General features: G+C 64.6%; 18 protein-coding genes. All 18 read right to left on the bottom strand.

What is annotated here, in order from left to right:
- Positions 1 to 45: 45 nt before the first annotated feature.
- The gene (locus ML401_RS15550) at positions 46 to 1635 is read right to left on the bottom strand and encodes an ABC transporter substrate-binding protein (protein WP_285812391.1); all 1590 of its coding nucleotides are present in this window, start codon (positions 1633 to 1635) and stop codon (positions 46 to 48) included.
- A 285-nt stretch (positions 1636 to 1920) separates the two neighbouring features.
- Positions 1921 to 3207, bottom strand: coding sequence for an S-methyl-5-thioribose kinase (gene mtnK, locus ML401_RS15545; protein ID WP_285812390.1), 1287 nt, complete (start codon positions 3205 to 3207; stop codon positions 1921 to 1923).
- Positions 3208 to 3295: 88 nt separating this feature from the next.
- On the bottom strand, positions 3296 to 3643 hold the full coding sequence (locus ML401_RS15540; protein ID WP_194407854.1) for a hypothetical protein: 348 nt from the start codon (positions 3641 to 3643) through the stop codon (positions 3296 to 3298).
- A 34-nt stretch (positions 3644 to 3677) separates the two neighbouring features.
- The gene (locus tag ML401_RS15535; RefSeq protein WP_211416806.1) at positions 3678 to 3953 is read right to left on the bottom strand and encodes a DUF1467 family protein; all 276 of its coding nucleotides are present in this window, start codon (positions 3951 to 3953) and stop codon (positions 3678 to 3680) included.
- Between the two features lie 9 nt (positions 3954 to 3962).
- Complete coding sequence (mce, locus tag ML401_RS15530; RefSeq protein ID WP_211416805.1) at positions 3963 to 4367, bottom strand: methylmalonyl-CoA epimerase; 405 nt, start codon at positions 4365 to 4367, stop codon at positions 3963 to 3965.
- 12 nt (positions 4368 to 4379) lie between these two features.
- Positions 4380 to 6050: a ribonuclease J gene (locus ML401_RS15525; RefSeq protein ID WP_259207252.1), complete on the bottom strand. Its 1671-nt coding sequence runs from the start codon at positions 6048 to 6050 to the stop codon at positions 4380 to 4382.
- On the bottom strand, positions 6050 to 6856 hold the full coding sequence (locus ML401_RS15520) for a biotin--[acetyl-CoA-carboxylase] ligase (protein ID WP_285812389.1): 807 nt from the start codon (positions 6854 to 6856) through the stop codon (positions 6050 to 6052). Before ML401_RS15520 ends, ML401_RS15525 begins: the two co-directional genes overlap by 1 nt.
- A 1-nt stretch (position 6857) precedes the next feature.
- A complete protein-coding gene (nuoN, locus tag ML401_RS15515) occupies positions 6858 to 8294 on the bottom strand; it encodes an NADH-quinone oxidoreductase subunit NuoN (RefSeq protein ID WP_194407850.1) in 1437 nt (478 codons plus the stop codon).
- Positions 8295 to 8316: 22 nt separating this feature from the next.
- Complete coding sequence (locus ML401_RS15510) at positions 8317 to 9825, bottom strand: NADH-quinone oxidoreductase subunit M (protein ID WP_285812388.1); 1509 nt, start codon at positions 9823 to 9825, stop codon at positions 8317 to 8319.
- Positions 9826 to 11910 carry an NADH-quinone oxidoreductase subunit L gene (gene nuoL / locus ML401_RS15505; protein WP_285812387.1) on the bottom strand — a complete coding sequence of 695 codons (2085 nt, stop codon included), beginning with the start codon at positions 11908 to 11910 and terminating at the stop codon, positions 9826 to 9828.
- A gap of 8 nt (positions 11911 to 11918) precedes the next feature.
- Entirely contained in the window at positions 11919 to 12227 is a 309-nt protein-coding gene (gene nuoK, locus ML401_RS15500; protein ID WP_008547737.1) for an NADH-quinone oxidoreductase subunit NuoK, read from the bottom strand.
- Positions 12224 to 12862, bottom strand: coding sequence for an NADH-quinone oxidoreductase subunit J (locus ML401_RS15495; RefSeq protein WP_194407847.1), 639 nt, complete (start codon positions 12860 to 12862; stop codon positions 12224 to 12226). Before ML401_RS15495 ends, nuoK begins: the two co-directional genes overlap by 4 nt.
- A 9-nt stretch (positions 12863 to 12871) precedes the next feature.
- Positions 12872 to 13366: an NADH-quinone oxidoreductase subunit NuoI gene (nuoI, locus tag ML401_RS15490; protein ID WP_014494864.1), complete on the bottom strand. Its 495-nt coding sequence runs from the start codon at positions 13364 to 13366 to the stop codon at positions 12872 to 12874.
- An 8-nt stretch (positions 13367 to 13374) separates the two neighbouring features.
- Positions 13375 to 14442, bottom strand: a complete 1068-nt coding sequence (nuoH, locus tag ML401_RS15485) for an NADH-quinone oxidoreductase subunit NuoH (protein WP_194407846.1) — start codon at positions 14440 to 14442, stop codon at positions 13375 to 13377.
- A 10-nt stretch (positions 14443 to 14452) separates the two neighbouring features.
- Positions 14453 to 16528 (bottom strand): NADH-quinone oxidoreductase subunit NuoG, encoded by a 2076-nt coding sequence (gene nuoG, locus ML401_RS15480; RefSeq protein WP_285812386.1) that lies wholly within the window; start codon positions 16526 to 16528, stop codon positions 14453 to 14455.
- A 5-nt stretch (positions 16529 to 16533) separates the two neighbouring features.
- Positions 16534 to 17859, bottom strand: a complete 1326-nt coding sequence (nuoF, locus tag ML401_RS15475) for an NADH-quinone oxidoreductase subunit NuoF (protein WP_028141460.1) — start codon at positions 17857 to 17859, stop codon at positions 16534 to 16536.
- A gap of 15 nt (positions 17860 to 17874) precedes the next feature.
- Positions 17875 to 18081, bottom strand: coding sequence for a hypothetical protein (locus tag ML401_RS15470; protein ID WP_285812385.1), 207 nt, complete (start codon positions 18079 to 18081; stop codon positions 17875 to 17877).
- Positions 18081 to 18692: an NADH-quinone oxidoreductase subunit NuoE gene (gene nuoE / locus ML401_RS15465; RefSeq protein WP_011087680.1), complete on the bottom strand. Its 612-nt coding sequence runs from the start codon at positions 18690 to 18692 to the stop codon at positions 18081 to 18083. Before nuoE ends, ML401_RS15470 begins: the two co-directional genes overlap by 1 nt.
- Between the last annotated feature and the right edge of the window lie 11 nt (positions 18693 to 18703).

Here is an 18703-nt window from a genome sequence, read left to right as displayed (position 1 = left end):
CTCCCTCCATCGTGCGAGGCGATGGAGGGAGCGCGAGAGCGCAGGTCACTTCGCGGGCGAGGTCTCGTCGACCCAGAGGTCTTCGACGTTCTGATGGGTCAGCTCCGTCGCGTTCAGCTGAATCCCCTTGAGCCACGGCTGCACCGCCATGACCGCCTTGTTGTAGTTGAAGAACCAGACCGGGGCCTCTTCATAGAGCAGCGCGTTGGCCTTCTGCAGCAACTGGATGCGCTTGGCGGGATCGTCGGCCTGCCCGGCCTCGTCGATGATCTTGTCGAAATCGGCATTCTTGAAGGTCATGTAGTTGCACGCCGGCTGCGGCGTCGCGGAGTGGAAGCATTTGAGGGCAGCTAGCGGATCCGGGCCGCTCGCCTGGGAATAGATGAAGGCCTGGTAGTCGCCGGTGCGAACCACCTCCGCCAGCACCGCGGTCTCGACCTGCTTGACCTTCGCCTTGATGCCGACCTTGTCCAGCATCGGGATGACGGCCGAGACGATCGGCAGGCCCCAGCTCTCGTTCTGGCTGGTGGTCCATTCGAATTCGAAGCCTTGGGGATAGCCGGCTTCAGTGAGCAGCTGCTTGGCCTTGGCGGGATCGTAGGGGTACGGCTTCATGGCCTTGTCGTAGGCCGGAGCGGTCAACGGCAGCCAGCTGGTGGCGCGGTAGGCTTTGCCCTTGACCAGCTTGTTGATGATCAAATCGGTATCGATCGCGTAGTTGATCGCTTGCCGGACCCGCTTGTCGGCAAACGGCTTGAACGTGGGATTCATGCCCATATAGCGCGTGAAGACCTCGGCGACCTCGACGATGGTGCCCTTGAGGGCGGCATCGGACTGGTAGGCGACGTATTGCGCAGGTCCCAGCACCGAGGTGTCGATCTCCTTGTTGCGGAAAGCGACATCGCGGGCCGCGGCCTCGCCCATGACCGCCATGACGATCTTGTCGGCGTAGGGCTTGCCGGGCTTGTAGAACCGGTCCCACCGCTCCAGCACGATGCGCGATCCCGGCACATGCTCGACGAACTTGAACGGTCCGAGGCCGATCGGCTTCTGGATGAAGCTCTCCTTGGCGCCCTCGTCGGCCGGATAGATCGAGGTCAACGCGGTGAAGAAGTAGAAGCCCGGATCGACCTTTTCAGTCAGCTTCATCTCGATGGTGAAATCGTCGATCTTCTTCAGGCCGGAAATCTCCTTGGCCTGGCCCTTTTCGACCGCGGCCGCGCCCTCGATCACGCGGACGTATCGCGCGCCGGGAAAGGCCTTGGTGCCGTCCATGATGCGATTGTAGGACCAGATGACGTCGTCCGCCGTCATCTTGCGGCCGTTGTGGAAATAGGCGTCGTCGCGCAGCTTGAAGGTGTGAACGAGACCGCCGCCGGAGACCACGTCCTCCTTGGCGAGTTCCAGAACCGGTTTGCCTTCCGCGGAATTCCAGATGTAGAGCGAGCGATGCAGCGCCTTGGCGTAGATCTCGTCCTGGGCGCGCTGCGTGGTGTGAATGTCGAGGCTGGTGAAGCTCGATCCGTAGGGCGCCGTCATGCGGATGGTTCCGCCCTTGCGCGGCGTCTGGGCCTCCGCTGCGCCGGCGAGCGCCAGCCCCAACCCCGCGACGATCGCAATCATCCTGAACATCATGTGTCCCCCAACAACGCAGGTGCATGCCGATCAGAGATTTGATCATTCGCAGCCCATCGAATGCAAGCTTCGTTTTTGCTGGAGACCAATGTCTGTTCCGGGAGGCCGGCCCTTCGAGAGAACTCCGGAAGGTCAGGTTGCATCCACCCAGCGATGCAAGCCGCTGATTGACGCGGTGCGTCATCGGACGAGCACCCGATGGACCCCCTTCCCCCCTAGCGATTCCGAATTGCTTCGCTGCGCTCGCAACGACGGAACGTGGAGCGCGCTCCACGCGCGACGTCTTCAGCCGGACAATTCCGGCTGCCAGTCCCTCAGCTTTCGCGCAGCACCCGTAACATCGGCGATCGTCCGAAACGCCGCGGCCTCCACCATCATCCCGCGCGCGAGCCGCACGGCGCGCGCCTCGCTCTCCGCCCGCTTCTTCGCATCCTCGATCAGCTCGAAGTCGATATTGTGGGCGAGGCCGAAGATGCGGCGGATGATCTTCGCCGCGGCGAAGCCGATGGTGTCAGCGAACAGGCGCTGCATGTAGGATTGCCGCTCGGCCTCCAGCCGCGCGGCGCCCTTCTCGCCGGCGAAGAGCGAGGCGGGATAGGCATCGCCTGCGGCGCCGGCGCGCCAGAGCTCGAGGAATTTGCGCGCGAACTCGCTCCACACCGCTTCCACCGTCTTCAGAACCCAGGCCTCGAACGCGGCCCGCTCGCCCGGCGTACGCTCGTGGCCGGCGGAGGCGAAATAGGCCATCAGGAGGTTGGCGAGCACGGCGCCGACGTCGAACCCCATCGGGCCGTAGAACGCGAATTCGGGATCGATCACCCGCGTCTGGCTCTCCGTGACCATGATCGACCCGGTGTGGAGATCGCCGTGCAGCAGCGCCTCGGGGCTTGCCATGAACTTCAGCTTGAGCCGGGAGATCGCGACGTGCAGCTCCATGTCGTCGCGCAGGCTTGCCGCGTGCGCATCGAGATACGGCGCGGTCCAGCGGTTTTGTTCGGCGATGCGGTACGGATCGGTGAAGATCAGATCCTCGGTGATCTTGCAGAGCGCGTGGTTGCCGGCGAAAGCCGCGATGCCCTCTTTCTTTTCGGCTGCGGACAGCGCGAGGTCGGAGGTGAAGAACAGCGTCCGCGCCATGAACGTGGTGATGTCGCCCACGAAGCCGGGATATTGCGTTCCCGCAACCAGCCCCTTGCGCATGATGATGTGGGGCTCGAGCAGCTCCATCACCGTCAGCGCCAGATTCTCGTTGTGATGCAGCAAAGCCGGCACGAGGCCGGGTGCGAGCTGGGCCTGCTTCGATAGCGCCAGATATTCGTAATGAGCCCGCGACAACGGCAGCGGCCAGCTTTCGCCGACGAGGCGGACGTAAGGAAGCGCCTGCTTCACGGCGACGCCGCCCCGCGCGCCCTTGACGATGAAGACGAGGTTGAGATTGCCGTCGCCGACCTCGGTGATTGTCCAGCCGGCGGGATCGCCGCCGAGGAGCGCCTTGAGGTCCGGCAGGCCCGCGAGATAGTCCCGCAAGGCCGCCTCATGCAGAATCCGGTAGTCCCCCTGCCCCTGCGCCATGACGATCCCATCCCACTCCTATTTGAGCATGATCTCCTCGGAAAAGGCCCGTCACACCTTTCCGGATCATGCTCTATGGGCCGGACCGTTACTCCCGCTCCAAGAAGCTCGAGCCGATCTCGGCCTTTCTTTTGATGGGATCGTAATCACAATAAACGAGATCCGCCACCAGCGTGTAGCTGGCGCTGACATTGTATTTGTCTGTTTTGACCGAGTTCAGCCCGATCACCGAGGTGCTCTTGCCGCCGTTCCATTTGAACGGCGTCGAGCTCTTGGCCTGCTCGCAGGCCATCACGGCCTCGTTGAAGACATAGCCCTCGACGAACGCCTTCAGCGTTCGCACCTGCACCGCCATCTTCCACTCGACATAGCCGATGGCGCCGAGGCCGGCGACGATCAGCACCAGAAGCGCGATGACGATCCTCTGAAAAGTCATTCGTTCCCCCTCGAAACAATATAAATGAAAAAATCTAGAACGGCATGCCCATCAGCTTCGACAGGCGCTCGATGGAGAGATAGCCCGCGTGATAGGCGACCATGGCGATCCCGTAGATGATGGCCGAGATGATCGTGGTCCAGATCAGCTTGCCGCCCATCCGGGTCAGGATCGGCGCACCGGGGTCGGTGCCAGGCGTGCCGACGCCGTCCTCGTGCTGGCTGCGCACGCCGAACGGCAGCGTCACGAACAGTGCGACCCACCAGATGACGAAGTAGATCGCGATCGCGGTTGATATCTGGATCGCCATGGGACGGCCTTACGCCTGCTCGATTTCGACCAGCGCACCGGAAAAGTCCTTCGGGTGCAGGAACAGCACCGGCTTGCCATGGGCGCCGATCTTCGGCGTGCCGTCGCCGAGCACCCTTGCCCCCTCCTTCACCAGCGTGTCGCGCGAGGCAATGATGTCGACGACCTCGTAGCAGACATGGTGGATGCCGCCGTCCGGGTTGCGCTCGACGAATTTTGCGATCGGCGAGGCCTCGCCAAGCGGCTCGATGAACTCGATCTTGGTGTTGGGGAGCGTGGCGAACACCGTGATGACGCCGTGCTCGGGCAACGGCACGGCATCGGAGATCTGCGCGCCGAACGCGGCGCCGTAGATCTTCGCGGCCTTGACGGCATCCTTGGTCGCGATCGCGACATGATTGAGCCGGCCCAGCATGGTTCTCTCCCGTTAGACTGTCAGTACGTGTACCAGACAGGGGGGCTTTTTGCCCCAATGTTCGTTGATGACGGCCCGGACAGCGCGTCGCACCGATTCAGCCAGCGCATCCGCATCGCGGCGGCGCGCCTTCGGCAGGCCCTCGACTGTGGAGACCACGGCATCGAAGACGATGTCGTCGAAGGGGTCGCCGGCCCGGTTCTTCTCGGGGATGCCGACCAGATCGACCTCGGGATCGTCGGCGAGCTCGCCCTGCTCGGTCATGGCAATGGCGACGAAGGCGCAGCCGGAAAACGCCATGCGGCGCCGCTCGACCACGGCGCGGGACTTGGAATCCTCCAAAATCGTGCCGTCCTTGTAGAGACGGCCCGACGGGACCTCGCCGACGATGCCGGGATCGCCGGGGCCGAGCTTGACGAGGTCGCCGTTGCGGCAGACCAGCACACGCGGCACGCCGGCGGCGCGCGCGAGCTTGGCGTGCTCGTGCAGATGCAGGGCCTCGCCATGGACGGGGATCAGCAGCTGCGGCCGGGTCCAGGCGATCAGGTCGCGCAATTCGTCGCGGCGGGGATGGCCGGAAACGTGGACCAGCGCGTCGCGGTCGGTGATGATCTCGACGCCCTGCAGCACGAGGTTGTTGATGATCGAGCCGACGGCCTTCTCGTTGCCGGGAATGGTGCGCGAGGAGAAGATCACGCTGTCGCCGCGGTTGAGCGTGATCTCGGGATGGTCGTCATTGGCGATGCGCGCCAGCGCGGCGCGCGGCTCGCCCTGGCTGCCGGTGCACAGCGCCAGCACCTTGTCCTGCGGCAGGTGGCCGTAGACCTCGGGCGAGCGGAAATTCTGCACGCCGTCGAGATAGCCGGTCTCGCGCGCGACCTGCACCACGCGCTCCATGGCGCGGCCGACCACGACGACCTCGCGGTCGGCGGCTTTCGCAGCGGCGGCGACGGCCTTGATGCGCGCGACGTTGGAGGCGAACGTGGTCACGGCAACGCGGCCCTTGGCCGATTTGACGAGGTCGATGATGGTCCGGGCAACCTCGGCTTCCGAGGGCGAGCGGCCGTCGCGCACCGCATTGGTGGAATCGCCGATCAGGGCGAGCAGGCCCTCGTCGCCGAGCTCGCGCAGCCGTTTCTCGTCGGTCGGACGCCCCAAAGTCGGGGTCGGGTCGATCTTCCAGTCGCCGGTGTGCAGCACCGTGCCGGCCGAGGTGTGGATCGCCAGCGCGTGCGCTTCCGGAATGGAATGCGCGACGGGAATGAACTCGACGTTGAACGGGCCGACGTCGATGCGCCCGCCCGACGGCACCACCGTCACCGGGATCTTCGGCGCGTTGCGCTCGGCGGCGCATTTGGCCTCGAACAAGGCGGCGCTGAACTGCGTCGCATAGATCGGGCATTTCAGCTTCGGCCAGAGATCGATGATGGCGCCGAAATGGTCCTCATGGGCGTGGGTCAGCACGAGGCCCATCAGGTTCTTGCGCTCCTTCTCGAGGAAGGAGATGTCGGGCATGATCAGGTCGATGCCGGGCAGATGCTCCTCGTCGCCGAAGGAGACGCCGAGATCGACCGCCATCCACGCGCGCTGCTGGCGGTTGCCGAGGCCGTAGATCGACAGGTTCATGCCGATCTCGCCGACGCCGCCGAGCGGCGCAAATACCAGTTCCTCGGGCTTCGCCATCACGCAGCTCCCACCGAGCGGACCGGACCGAAGAACACCTCGCCTGCGGCCACTGGCACACGGCGGCCCTCCGGGGTGCGGACGATCAGGCAGCCGGTGTCGTCGATGGTGTCAAAAATGCCTTCCAGCGTCATCGTCCCCGTATGAATTGCGACCTTCTCGCCGAGGCCGGCGGCGCGCGCCAGCCACAGCTTGCGTATCTCGGCAAAGCCGCGGCCATTGTCCCAGATGCCGCGGAACTCGACCCAGGCGTCGGACAGCGCCGCGAACAGCTCTTCCGCGCTGATCTGGACGCCCAGCGCGGCGAGCGACACCGCGGGCGTCGGGGTGCCCTCGGGCGCGGCGACGACATTGGTGCCGATGCCGACGACGATGGCAAGGCGATCGCCGATGGCCTCCGCCTCCAGGCCGATGCCGACCAGCTTCTTGCCGTCGGCCAGGACGTCATTGGGCCATTTCAGGGCGTAGCGGGGACGGCCCTCGCCGAGGCGGAGCGCAGCCTCGAGGCTGACCTTCTCAAGCGCGGCTTCTTCGGCAAGACCGGCGGCAAAGCCGATCGTGGCGGCAATTGCCGGCGCCACGTCCAGGACTTCGAGAACGCTGGCGGCGAGATTGCCACGCGGCGCGATCCAGGGCCGCTGACGGCGGCCGCGGCCGGCGGTCTGCTCGGACGTGACGAACCACATCGAGCCGCGCTCCCCGGCCCTGGCGCGCTCGATCGCCTCGGTATTGGTCGAGCCGGTCCGCTCGAAAGCTGCGAGCCTGTAGCCCGCCGACAATGCGCGAGGACCGAGCGCGAAAGCCATCCTAAAACAGCGACTTTGCCGCGGCGGAGGCGACGCTCACCACGGGACCTGCGAACAGCGCGAACAGGATGTTGAACAGGCCGAAAACCGCCAGCACCGTCTTCACCTCGACGCGCACCGGATCGACCTGGCCGGCCGGCTCGTCGAAATACATCGTCTTGACGATGGCGAGATAGTAGTAGGCGCCGACCACGCTGGTCAGCACGCCGACGACGGCGAGCGTGAACAAATTCGCCTTGATGGCCGCGACGAACACGTACCATTTGGCGAAGAAGCCGGCGAGCGGCGGAATGCCGGCGAGCGAGAACAGCAGCATCGCGAACATGAAGGCGAGCAGCGGATTGGTTCGCGACAGACCCGCGAAATCGCGGATCTCTTCGACGGCCTGGCCGTTGCGGCGCATGGCGAGGATGATCGAGAACGAGCCCAGCGTCATCGCGACGTAGATCACGATGTACATCAGGACACCCTGCGCGCCCTCGACCGTGCCCGAAGCGAGGCCGACCAAGGCAAAACCCATGTGGCCGATCGAGGAATAGGCCATCAGGCGCTTGATGTTGGTCTGGCCGATCGCGGCGAAGGAGCCGAGCGCCATCGAGGCGATCGACACGAACACCAGGATCTGCTGCCATTGCGAGACGATGCCCGGGAAAGCGGTCAGCGTGACGCGGGTGAACACGGCGAGCGCGGCGACCTTCGGCGCCGAGGCGAAGAAGGCGGTGACCGGGGTCGGCGCGCCCTCGTAGACGTCGGGCGTCCACATGTGGAACGGCACCGCCGAAACCTTGAAGCACAGGCCGACGAGCAGGAAGACCAGGCCAAACACCAGGCCGACATTCGAGACCGTCGCCGCCGCGGCGATGCCGGTGAAGCTGACCGTGCCGGTGAAGCCGTAGATCAGCGAAGCGCCGTAGAGCAGCATGCCCGAGGACAGCGCGCCGAGGACGAAATACTTCAAGCCGGCTTCGGTGGACTTGGCGTTGTCGCGGTTCGAGGCCGCCACGACGTAGAGCGCCAGCGACATCAACTCGAGGCCGAGATAGAGCGAGATCAGATCGCCGGCCGAGATCAGCACCATCATGCCGAGCGTCGAGAGCAGCACCAGGATGGAATATTCGAAGATGCGGCGCGACGGATCCGACAGGAATTCGGTCGACAGCACCAGCGTCACCGCCGAGCCGATCAGGGCCAGGATCTTCATGAAGCGCGCGAAATCGTCGACGATGAAGCTGCCGCCGAAGGTCACCTGCTTGCCCGCGGGCAGCATGTATTCGAGCACGCCGACCACGACCAGGAGCACGACCGCCAGCGAGGTGATCGCGCCGGTCGTCCCCTGCCCGCGATAGGCGCCCAGCATCAGCAGAGCCATGGCGCCGATCGCCAGCACGATCTCGGGCAGCACCGGCGCCAGTTGATAACCTGCAGTCTCAAAGCTCATGGCGATATCCTGACCTGCCCGATCACTGGAGCAGTGCGGCGGCCTTCACGGCCGTCACAGCGGTGTTGTAATTGTTGACGAGTTGCTGGACCGAGGCGGCCGACATGTCGAGCACCGGCTTCGGATAGACGCCGAACAGGATCGTCAGCGCGATCATCGGGAACAGAATCACGCACTCCCGCAAGGTGAGATCCTTCATGCTCGCCAGCGACGGCTTGACCATCGCGCCGAACACGACCTTGCGATAGAGCCACAGCGCATAGGCCGCCGACAGGATCACGCCGAAGCTGGCGAAGAACGCCGTCGGGATCGAGACCTTGAAGGTGCCGAGCAGCGTCATGAACTCACCGACGAAGCCGCTCGTGCCGGGCAGACCGACATTGGCCATGGTGAAGACCATGAAGGTCATCGCGTAGAGCGGCATCCGGTTGACGAGGCCGCCATAGGCCGCGATCTCGCGGGTGTGCAGACGGTCGTAGACGACGCCGACGCAGAGGAACAGCGCGCCGGACACGATGCCGTGCGAGATCATCTGGAACACGCCGCCGGCGACGCCCTGCATGGTGCCGGCGAAGATGCCCATGGTGACGAAGCCCATATGCGCGACCGAGGAGTACGCGATCAGCTTCTTCATGTCCTCCTGCATCAACGCCACCAGCGAGGTGTAGATGATGGCAATGGCCGAGAGCGTGAACACGAACGGCGCGAAATCGTGCGAGGCCAGCGGGAACATCGGCAGCGAGAAGCGCAGGAAGCCGTAGCCGCCCATCTTCAAGAGGATCGCGGCCAGGACCACCGAGCCCGCCGTCGGCGCCTCGACGTGCGCGTCCGGCAGCCAGGTGTGCACAGGCCACATCGGCATCTTCACCGCGAATGAGGCGAAGAAAGCCAGCCAAGCCCAGGTCTGCAACGACCGCGGCACGGCGGTGTGCATCAGGGTCGGGATATCAGTGGTGCCGCCGTTCCAGTACAGCGCCATGATGGCGAGCAGCATCAGGACCGAGCCGAGCAGCGTGTAGAGGAAGAACTTGAACGATGCATAGACCCGGCGCGGGCCGCCCCAGACGCCGATGATCAGGAACATCGGGATCAGGCCGCCTTCGAAGAACAGGTAGAACAGCACGAGATCGAGCGCCGAGAAGGTGCCGATCATCAGCGTTTCCAGGATCAGGAACGCCATCATGTATTCGCGGACGCGGATGCTGATCGCCTTCCAGCTCGCGATGATGCAGAACGGCATCACGGCGGTGGTGAGGATCACCAGCGGCAGCGAAATGCCGTCGACGCCCATGTGGTAGGTGATCCCGGTCGCGAGCCAGTTCGTCTTCTCGACGAACTGGAAGTCGGGATTGCTAGGGTCGAAGCGCATGACCAGGATCACCGACACCGCGAAGGTGATCAGCGTGGTCCAGAGCGCGATCCAGCGCGAGTTGCGCTTGGCCGCCTCGTCATCGCCGCGGCTGAGATAGACGATCAGCGCGCCGACCAGCGGCAGGAACGTGGTGACCGATAGGATGGGCCAGGTCGTCATTTACTGGCCTCCAAAGCCGAACATGAACCAGGTGATCAGGCCGGCGGCACCGATCAGCATGGCGAATGCGTAGTGATAGAGATAGCCGGTCTGGATCTTCACGACGTTGCGGGTGACGTCCAGCACGCGGGCCGAGACGCCGTCGGGGCCGAACCCGTCGATGATGAAGCCGTCGCCCTTCTTCCAGAGCTGATAGCCGATCCACTTCGCCGGGCGGACGAAGATGATGTCGTAGAGCTCGTCGAAGTACCATTTGTTGAGCAGGAACTGGTACAGCATCGGCTGCGTGTTCGCGAGCTCGACCGGCAGATAGGGCCGCCGGATGTAGAACAGGTACGAGACGAGGAAGCCCAGCACCATCATCACCGTCGGCAGGAGCGCGATGGTCTCGGGGATGTGGTGCATCTCCTCGATGATATGCGGGTTCATCTTCACGGACTCGCGGAAGAATTCCTCGACGCCGTGACCGGCGAACAGCTCCTTGAACGGCAAGCCGGCAACGAACGAGCCGACCGCGAGCACGCCGATCGGGATCAGGATCCAGAGCGGGGCCTCGTGCGCGGCCTCGTAGTGATGCTCGTCATGCGGCTCGCCGTGGAAGGTCTTGAAGATCAGGCGCCAGGAGTAGAACGAGGTCAGGCCGGCGGCGACGATCGTCATCAGGAAGCCGTACACCCCGAACGGATTATGCGAGGCGTAGGCCGCTTCGATGATGGCGTCCTTGGAGAAATAACCGGCCGTGAGCGGGAAGCCGGTCAGCGCCAGCGTGCCGACCACCATCACCGCATAGGTGTAGGGAATCTTCTTCCAGAGGCCGCCCATGTTGCGGATGTCCTGCTCGTGGTGCATCGCGTAGATCACCGAGCCGGAACCCAGGAACAGCAGCGCCTTGAAGAAGGCGTGCGTGAACAGATGGAACATGCCGACCGAATAGGCCCCTGCTCCCATCGCCACGAACATGTAGCCGAGCTGCGAACAGGTCGAGTAAGCCACGATGCGCTTGATGTCGTTCTGGACGAGGCCGATGGTCGCCGCGAAGAACGCCGTGGTCGCGCCGAAGAACATCACGACGGCCTGGGCGGTCGGGGCGAGTTCGAACAGCGGCGACAGGCGCGCCACCATGAAGACGCCGGCGGTGACCATGGTCGCGGCGTGGATCAGCGCCGACACAGGGGTCGGGCCTTCCATCGCGTCCGGCAACCAGGTGTGCAGCAGGAACTGCGCCGACTTGCCCATCGCGCCCATGAACAGCAGGAGGCAGGTCAGGGTCAGCGCGTCAACGTGCCAGCCGAGGAAGTCGATGGTCTTGCCGGTGAGGCCGGGCGCGGCATGGAAGATCGTCTCGAAATCGGTCGAGCCGACCAGCATGAAGACCGCGAAGATGCCGAGCGCAAAACCGAAGTCGCCGACTCGGTTGACGACGAAAGCCTTGATCGCCGCGGCATTCGCCGACGGCTTCTGGTACCAGAAGCCGATCAGGAGGTAGCTGGCGAGACCCACGCCTTCCCAGCCGAAGAACAGCTGCACGAGGTTGTCCGCGGTCACCAGCATCAGCATGGCGAAGGTGAACAGGCTGAGATAGCCGAAGAAGCGCGGCCGGTTCGGATCCTCGTCCATGTAGCCGATGGAATAGAGGTGCACGAGCGAGGACACGGTCGTGACCACCACCAGCATCACGGCGGTGAGCGTGTCGACCCGTAGCGTCCACCAGACCTGGAGGTCGCCGGAGAAGATCCAGGGCAGCAGCTGGATGCGGGCGTCGTGGTGCATGAAGCCGACATCGACCAGCGTCATCCATGACAGCGCGGCCGAGACGAATAGCAGCCCGGTGGTGATCAGCTCGGCAGCGCGCGAGCCGGCCGCGGCCGGCTCGGCCGGGCCGTGGCCGTGGCCGTGGTCGTCATGGCCGTGATCGTCGTGTCCGTGTGAATCATGGGCGGTCGAAGCGTGCGCATCGCCGTGACCATGGTCGCCATGATGATCGAGCTCGTCGCCCGAGGGGTTGCGGGCATGCGCGCCGGCCAGGGCGATGAGCCCTGCCAGAATGGCGCCCAGCAGAGGCAGGAAAACGATTGCCTGAACCATTTGAGAGCTCAGCCCTTCATCAGATTGACGTCCTCAACCGCGATCGAGCCGCGGTTGCGGAAATAGACCACCAGGATGGCGAGACCGATCGCGGCTTCAGCGGCTGCGACGGTGAGCACCAGCAGCGCGAAGACCTGGCCGACGATGTCGCCGAGGAAGGTCGAGAATGCCACGAGGTTGATGTTGACCGAGAGCAGGATCAGCTCGATCGACATCAGGATGACGATGATGTTCTTGCGGTTCAGGAAGATGCCGAGGATCCCGAGCGTGAACAGGATCGCGCCGACCGCCAGGTAATGTCCAAGCCCGATCGTCATTTCACCCACTCCGCCGCATCGGCATCCGAGAGCCCCTGCCCCGGCGCCACCTTGCGCATCGCCATCGCCATCTCGGGCGTGCGCGCGTTCTGAACGTTGATGTCCTGCCGCTTCACGCTCGCCTTGTGGCGCAGCGTCAGCACGATGGCGCCGATCATGGCGACCAGCAGCACCATGCCCGAAAGCTGGAAGTAGTGGATGTACTTCGTATAGAGGACCAAGCCCAGCGCCTCGGTGTTGGAGACGTTGGTCGGGATCGGCGCCGTGATGGTCTTGCTCAGGGTCGGGTTGATGATCCAGGCACCGACGGTCAGCAGCAATTCGAACAGGAAGATGCCGCCGATCACGAGGCCCACCGGCAGATACTGGATGAAACCTTCGCGCAGCTCGACGAAGTCCACGTCGAGCATCATGATCACGAACAGGAACAGCACTGCGACCGCGCCGACATAGACGACGATCAGCATCATGCCGAGGAACTCGGCGCCCATCAGCACGAACAGGCCCGATGCGTTGACGAAGGCCAGGATCAGGTACAGCACGGAGTGCACGGGATTGCGCGAGACAATCACCATCACCGCCGAGGCGACGCAGACGCCGGCGAAGAGATAGAAGAACAGCGCGGGAAGGATCATGCCCTCACCTCACCGGTACGGCGCGTCGAGCTCGATCGCTTTCGCGATCTCGCGTTCCCAGCGGTCGCCGTTGGCGAGCAGCTTGGCCTTGTCATAGAACAGTTCCTCGCGGGTCTCGGTCGCGAACTCGAAGTTCGGGCCTTCGACGATGGCGTCCACAGGACAGGCCTCCTGGCAGAGGCCGCAATAGATGCACTTCACCATGTCGATGTCGTAGCGCACGGTGCGGCGGGTACCGTCGTTGCGGCGCGGGCCGGCCTCGATGGTGATGGCCTGCGCCGGGCAGATCGCCTCGCACAGCTTGCAGGCGATGCAGCGCTCTTCGCCGTTCGGATAGCGGCGCAGCGCATGCTCGCCGCGGAAGCGCGGCGAGATCGGGCCTTTCTCGAACGGATAGTTCAGTGTCGGCTTCGGCTGGAAGAAATAGCGCATGGCGAGGAAGAACGCCGAGACGAATTCCGACAGCAGAAGCGAGCGTGCAGTGGCGTTGACGTTGATACCCATGACGGCCCTCACTTCGGCGCGATGCCGGCGAACTGCAACACGCCCGCCACTATGACCACCATCGCCAGCGACAGCGGCAGGAACACCTTCCAGCCGAGGCGCATCAGTTGGTCGTAGCGGTAGCGCGGCACGATCGCCTTTGCCATCGCGAACAGGAAGAACATGAAGAACAGTTTCAGCGAGAACCAGATGATGCCCGGCACCCAGTTGAAGGGCGGCAGATCCACCGGCGGCAGCCAGCCCCCGAGGAACAGGATCGTCGCCATCGCGCACATCGTGACGATCGCGACGTATTCGCCGAGCATGAACAGCAGATACGGGGTCGAGCCGTATTCGACCATGAAGCCGGCGACCAGCTCGGATTCCGCTTCGACGAGGTCGAAGGGCGGACGGTTGGTTTCCGCCAGCGCCGAGACGTAGAACACCACGAACATCGGGAACAGCGGCCAGACGTACCAGTTCAGGATGGTGAGCTGCGGCAGCCCGATCAGGCTGGCTAGGCCGCGGACGTGCTGGGCCTCGACGACGGCCGACAGGTTCAGCGTGCCGGCGCAGAGCAGCACCGTGATGATGACGAAGCCGATCGAGACTTCGTAGGACACCATCTGCGCCGCCGAGCGCAGCGCGGCCAGGAACGGATACTTCGAGTTCGACGACCAGCCGGCCATGATGATGCCGTAGATCGACAGCGACGAGATCGCGAAGATGAAGAGGATGCCGACATTGATGTCGGAGATCACCCAGCCGAGATTGGTCGGGATCACCGCCCAGGCCGCGAGCGCCAGCACGCAGGACACCAGCGGCGCCAGCAGGAAGACGCCCTTGTTGGCGCCGGCCGGGATGATCGGCTCCTTCAGCACGAACTTCAGAAGGTCGGCGAAGGACTGGAACAGGCCCCAGGGGCCGACCACGTTCGGGCCGCGCCGGATCTGCACCGCCGCCCAGATCTTGCGGTCGGCCAGCAGGATGTAGGCGATCGCCACCAGAAGGACGACGAGCACCAAGACGCTCTCCGCGATCATGATGATCAGCGGCCAGAGGAAACCGGTCCAGAATGCGCTTTCGAAGAATTCCATCAGATCACGCTCACTCCGCTGCGGTCAGCATGTGCCCGGAGGCGAGGCGCGAGCATTCCGCCATCACGGCGGACGCACGCGCGATTGGGTTGGTCAAATAGAAGTCCTCGACCAGCGGCTTGAACGGCGCCTTCTCCGGCGAGCCGCCCTTCCCCGCCAGCTTCTTGATCTGCTCGGCCGAGCCGGCCTCGATCTGGTCGAGACGGATCAAATGCGGCACGGCCTTGAAGATCGTCTGGCGCAGCTGCGCCAGCGAGTCGTAGCCGAGCTTCTTGCCGAGCGCCTCGGACAGCGCGCGGACGATCGCCCAGTCCTCGCGGGCTTCGCCCGGAGGGAACGCGGCACGGCCCGTCATCTGCACGCGACCTTCGGTGTTGACGTAGATCGCGGACTTCTCGGTGTAGGCGGCCGCCGGCAGGATCACGTCGGCGCGGTGCGCGCCGCGGTCACCATGGGTGCCGATATAGACGACGAAGGTGCCATCCGGCGCGTTAATCTCGTCGGCCCCCAGCAGGAACAAGAGGTCGAGCGTGCCGAACGTCGTCATCTGCGCGGCATTGAGGCCGCCGCCCGTTGCGGAGAAGCCGATGTCGAGCGCACCGACGCGCGAGGCGCTCTCGTGCAGCACGCCGAACCCGTTCCAGCCGTCCTTGAGCGCGCCGACATCGAGCGCGAGCTTGGCGCTAGCTGCGAGGATGGCCGCGCCGTCGTGACGTGCGGCCGCGCCCGCGCCGACCAGGATGATCGGATTCTTGGCGTTCTTCAGCACGTCCATGAAGGAGTGCTTGCCGGCCGCGAGCTCACCGAGCGTCTCGGTGCCCGCGCCGAGGTGATCGTAATCGTAGGTCAGATCGGGCTTGGCACCGATCACGCCGACCTTGAAGCCGCCGGCGCGCCAGCGCTTGCGGATGCGGGCGTTGAACACGGCCGCTTCTTTCCGCGGGTTCGCGCCGATGATGAGCAGCGCATCCGCCTGCTCGACGCCCGCCAGCGTCGGGTTGAAGATGTAGGAGCCGCGGCCGAGCGCGGGGTCGAAGGCGTCGCCGCCCTGCACCGCCAGATTGCCAGAACCGAACTTGGCGAGCAGATCCTTCAGCGCGAACATTTCCTCGACACCGGCGAGATCGCCGGCGATCGCGCCGATGCGCTTGCCGTCGGTGCGCGCCGCCTTGGCGGCGATCGCGGCAAAGGCCTCCGTCCAGCTCGCCGCGCGCAGCTTGCCGGCCTCACGGACATAGGGCCGGTCGAGCCGCTGGGTGCGCAGGCCGTCGACGACGTGGCGGGTCTTGTCCGAGATCCATTCCTCGTTCACGGCCTCGTTGATGCGCGGCAGCACGCGCATCACTTCACGACCGCGGGTATCGACGCGGATCGCCGAGCCCACCCCGTCCATGACGTCGACCGACTGCGTCTTGCCGAGCTCCCAGGGGCGTGCCGCGAAAGCATAGGGCTTCGAGGTCAGCGCGCCGACCGGGCAGATGTCGACGAGATTGCCCTGCAATTCCGAAGTCAGCGCGTGCTCGAGATAGGTCGTGATCTCCATGTCCTCGCCACGCCCCGTGGCGCCCATCTCCGGGGCGCCTGCGACTTCCGCCGAGAAGCGGACGCAGCGCGTGCACTGGATGCAGCGGTTCATCGAGGTCTTGACTAGCGCGCCGAGATATTTGTCCTCGACGGCGCGCTTGTTCTCGGCGAAGCGGCTGGTGTCGACACCATAGCCCATCGCCTGGTCCTGCAGATCGCACTCGCCGCCCTGGTCGCAGATCGGGCAGTCCAGCGGATGGTTGATCAGAAGGAATTCCATCACGCCTTCGCGTGCCTTCTTCACCATCGGCGAACGCGTGGAAATTTCCGGCGGCTCGCCCTTGGGGCCCGGACGGCAGTCGCGCACGCCCCAGGCGCAGCTCGCGACCGGCTTCGGGCCGCCCTTCACCTCGACGAGGCACATCCGGCAATTGCCGGCGATCGACAGCCGCTCGTGATAGCAGAAGCGCGGAATCTCGGCGCCGGCCGCCTCGCACGCCTGAAGCAGCGTGTATTCGGCGGGGACATCGATCTCTTTGCCGTCGATGATGAGCTTGGTCATGTCTCTTACTCCGCCGCGACCATGTTCACGGGATCGCGGACGCCGATATCGTCAATGTCGGCCCTGTGCGAATACTGGTCGATGCGCGCTTCGATCTCGTGACGGAAATGCGCGATCAGGCCCTGGATCGGCCATGCGGCTGCGTCGCCGAGCGCGCAGATGGTGTGGCCTTCGACCTGTTTGGTCACTTCGAGGAGCATGTCGATCTCGCGCTTGTGGGCGCGACCCTCGGCCATGCGGGTGAGCACGCGCCACATCCAGCCCGTGCCCTCGCGGCACGGCGTGCACTGGCCGCAGCTCTCATGCTTGTAGAAATAGGAGATGCGGGCGATGGCGCGGATCAGGTCGGTCGACTTGTCCATCACGATCACGGCCGCGGTGCCGAGACCCGAGCGCAGCTTGCTCAAGGAGTCGAAATCCATGGGCGTGTCGATGATCTGCTCGGCCGGCACCATGCGCACCGACGAGCCGCCGGGGATCACGGCCTTGAGATTGTCCCAGCCGCCGCGAATGCCGCCGCAATGCTTGTCGATCAGCTCGCGGAACGGAATGCCCATGGCCTCTTCGACGTTGCAGGGCCGCTCGACATGGCCGGAGATGCAGAACAGCTTGGTGCCGACATTGTTCGGACGGCCGATGCCGGCGAACCAGGCGGCGCCACGGCGCAGGATGTCGGGCGCAACCGCGATGGACTCGACGTTGTTGACGGTGGTCGGGCAGCCGAACAGGCCGACATTGGCCGGGAACGGCGGCTTCAGCCGCGGCTGGCCCTTCTTGCCTTCGAGGCTTTCGAGCAGCGCGGTTTCCTCGCCGCAGATATAGGCGCCGGCGCCGTGCGCGACGTAGATGTCGAACGGCCAGCCGTTGACGTTGTCCTTGCCGACCAGCTTGGCCTCATAGGCCTGGTCGATCGCGGCCTGCAGATGCTCGCGCTCCCGGATGAACTCGCCGCGGACATAGATGTAGCAGGCATGCGCGTTCATCGCGCAGCTCGCGATCAGGCAGCCTTCGATCAGGAGATGCGGATCGTGCCGCATGATCTCGCGATCCTTGCAGGTGCCGGGCTCGGATTCGTCGGCATTGACGACGAGATAGCTCGGACGGCCGTCGGTCGATTCCTTCGGCATGAAGGACCATTTCAGACCGGTCGGGAAGCCGGCGCCGCCGCGGCCGCGCAGGCCCGACGCCTTCATCTCGTTGATGATCCAGTCGCGGCCCTTGTCGATGATGTTCTTCGTGCCATCCCAGGCGCCGCGGCGCCGCGCACCCTCGAGCCCCCAGTCGTGGAGGCCGTAGAGGTTCTTGAAGATGCGGTCCTTGTCCTCGAGCATATCAGTGCTTTCCGATCAACGAATGGTCTGCTTGTAGGCAAGTCCGGAGGCGCAGACGGCAAAGGTCAGCGCCCAGAGCAGACTGGATTCCAGCGACGCGTTCAGGCTGAAACGCTGCAGCAGGAAAATGAAGGCGGCCGCAACCGCCGCATGCATCGCGATGAAGCCCCACTTCTTCACGGCACCGCTCCCCTGCATGGCCTGCGACGAGAAATCACGCATCAGGTGATCTCCTTCAGCGTGGTCGGCCCGGTGATCGGCGCCGAGAACTGGCGGCCGTTCTGCGGACCGGGCTTGGGCGGATTGCCCGAAGCGAAGCCGTCGAGCACCTTGCCGAAGCTTTCCTTGGTCAGGTCCTCATAGGTGTCCTTGCCGATCAGCACCATCGGCGCGTTCACGCAGGCGCCCAGGCACTCCACCTCTTCCCAGCTGAAATTGCCGTCCTTGGACAGATGGAAGGGCTCGTGATGGATGCGGTGCTCGCAGACGTGGATCAGATCCTCGGCGCCGCGCAGCCGGCACGGCGTGGTGCCGCAGACCTGGACGTGCGCCTTCTTGCCGACCGGGGCGAGCTGGAACATCGTGTAGAAGGTCGCGACTTCCAGCACGCGGATATAGGGCATGTCGAGCATGTCGGCGATGACGCGGATCGCGGCTTCCGAGACCCAGCCGTCGTGCTGCTCCTGCGCGCGCCAGAGAATGGCGATGACCGCGGAGGCCTGACGTCCCGCCGGATATTTCGCGATCTGCTGCTTGGCGAACGCGAGGTTCTCCTCCGTGAACGCGAAGCTCGCGGGCTGGACTTCCTTCGGTGCTAATCGACGAACGGACATCTCTTCAATCT

Origin of the sequence: Bradyrhizobium sp. 62B, from assembly GCF_030272265.2 — a bacterium.
Lineage (GTDB): Bacteria > Pseudomonadota > Alphaproteobacteria > Rhizobiales > Xanthobacteraceae > Bradyrhizobium.
The sequence above is the reverse complement of the archived record's forward strand: the minus strand, read 5'-3'. Positions and strand labels throughout refer to the sequence as shown.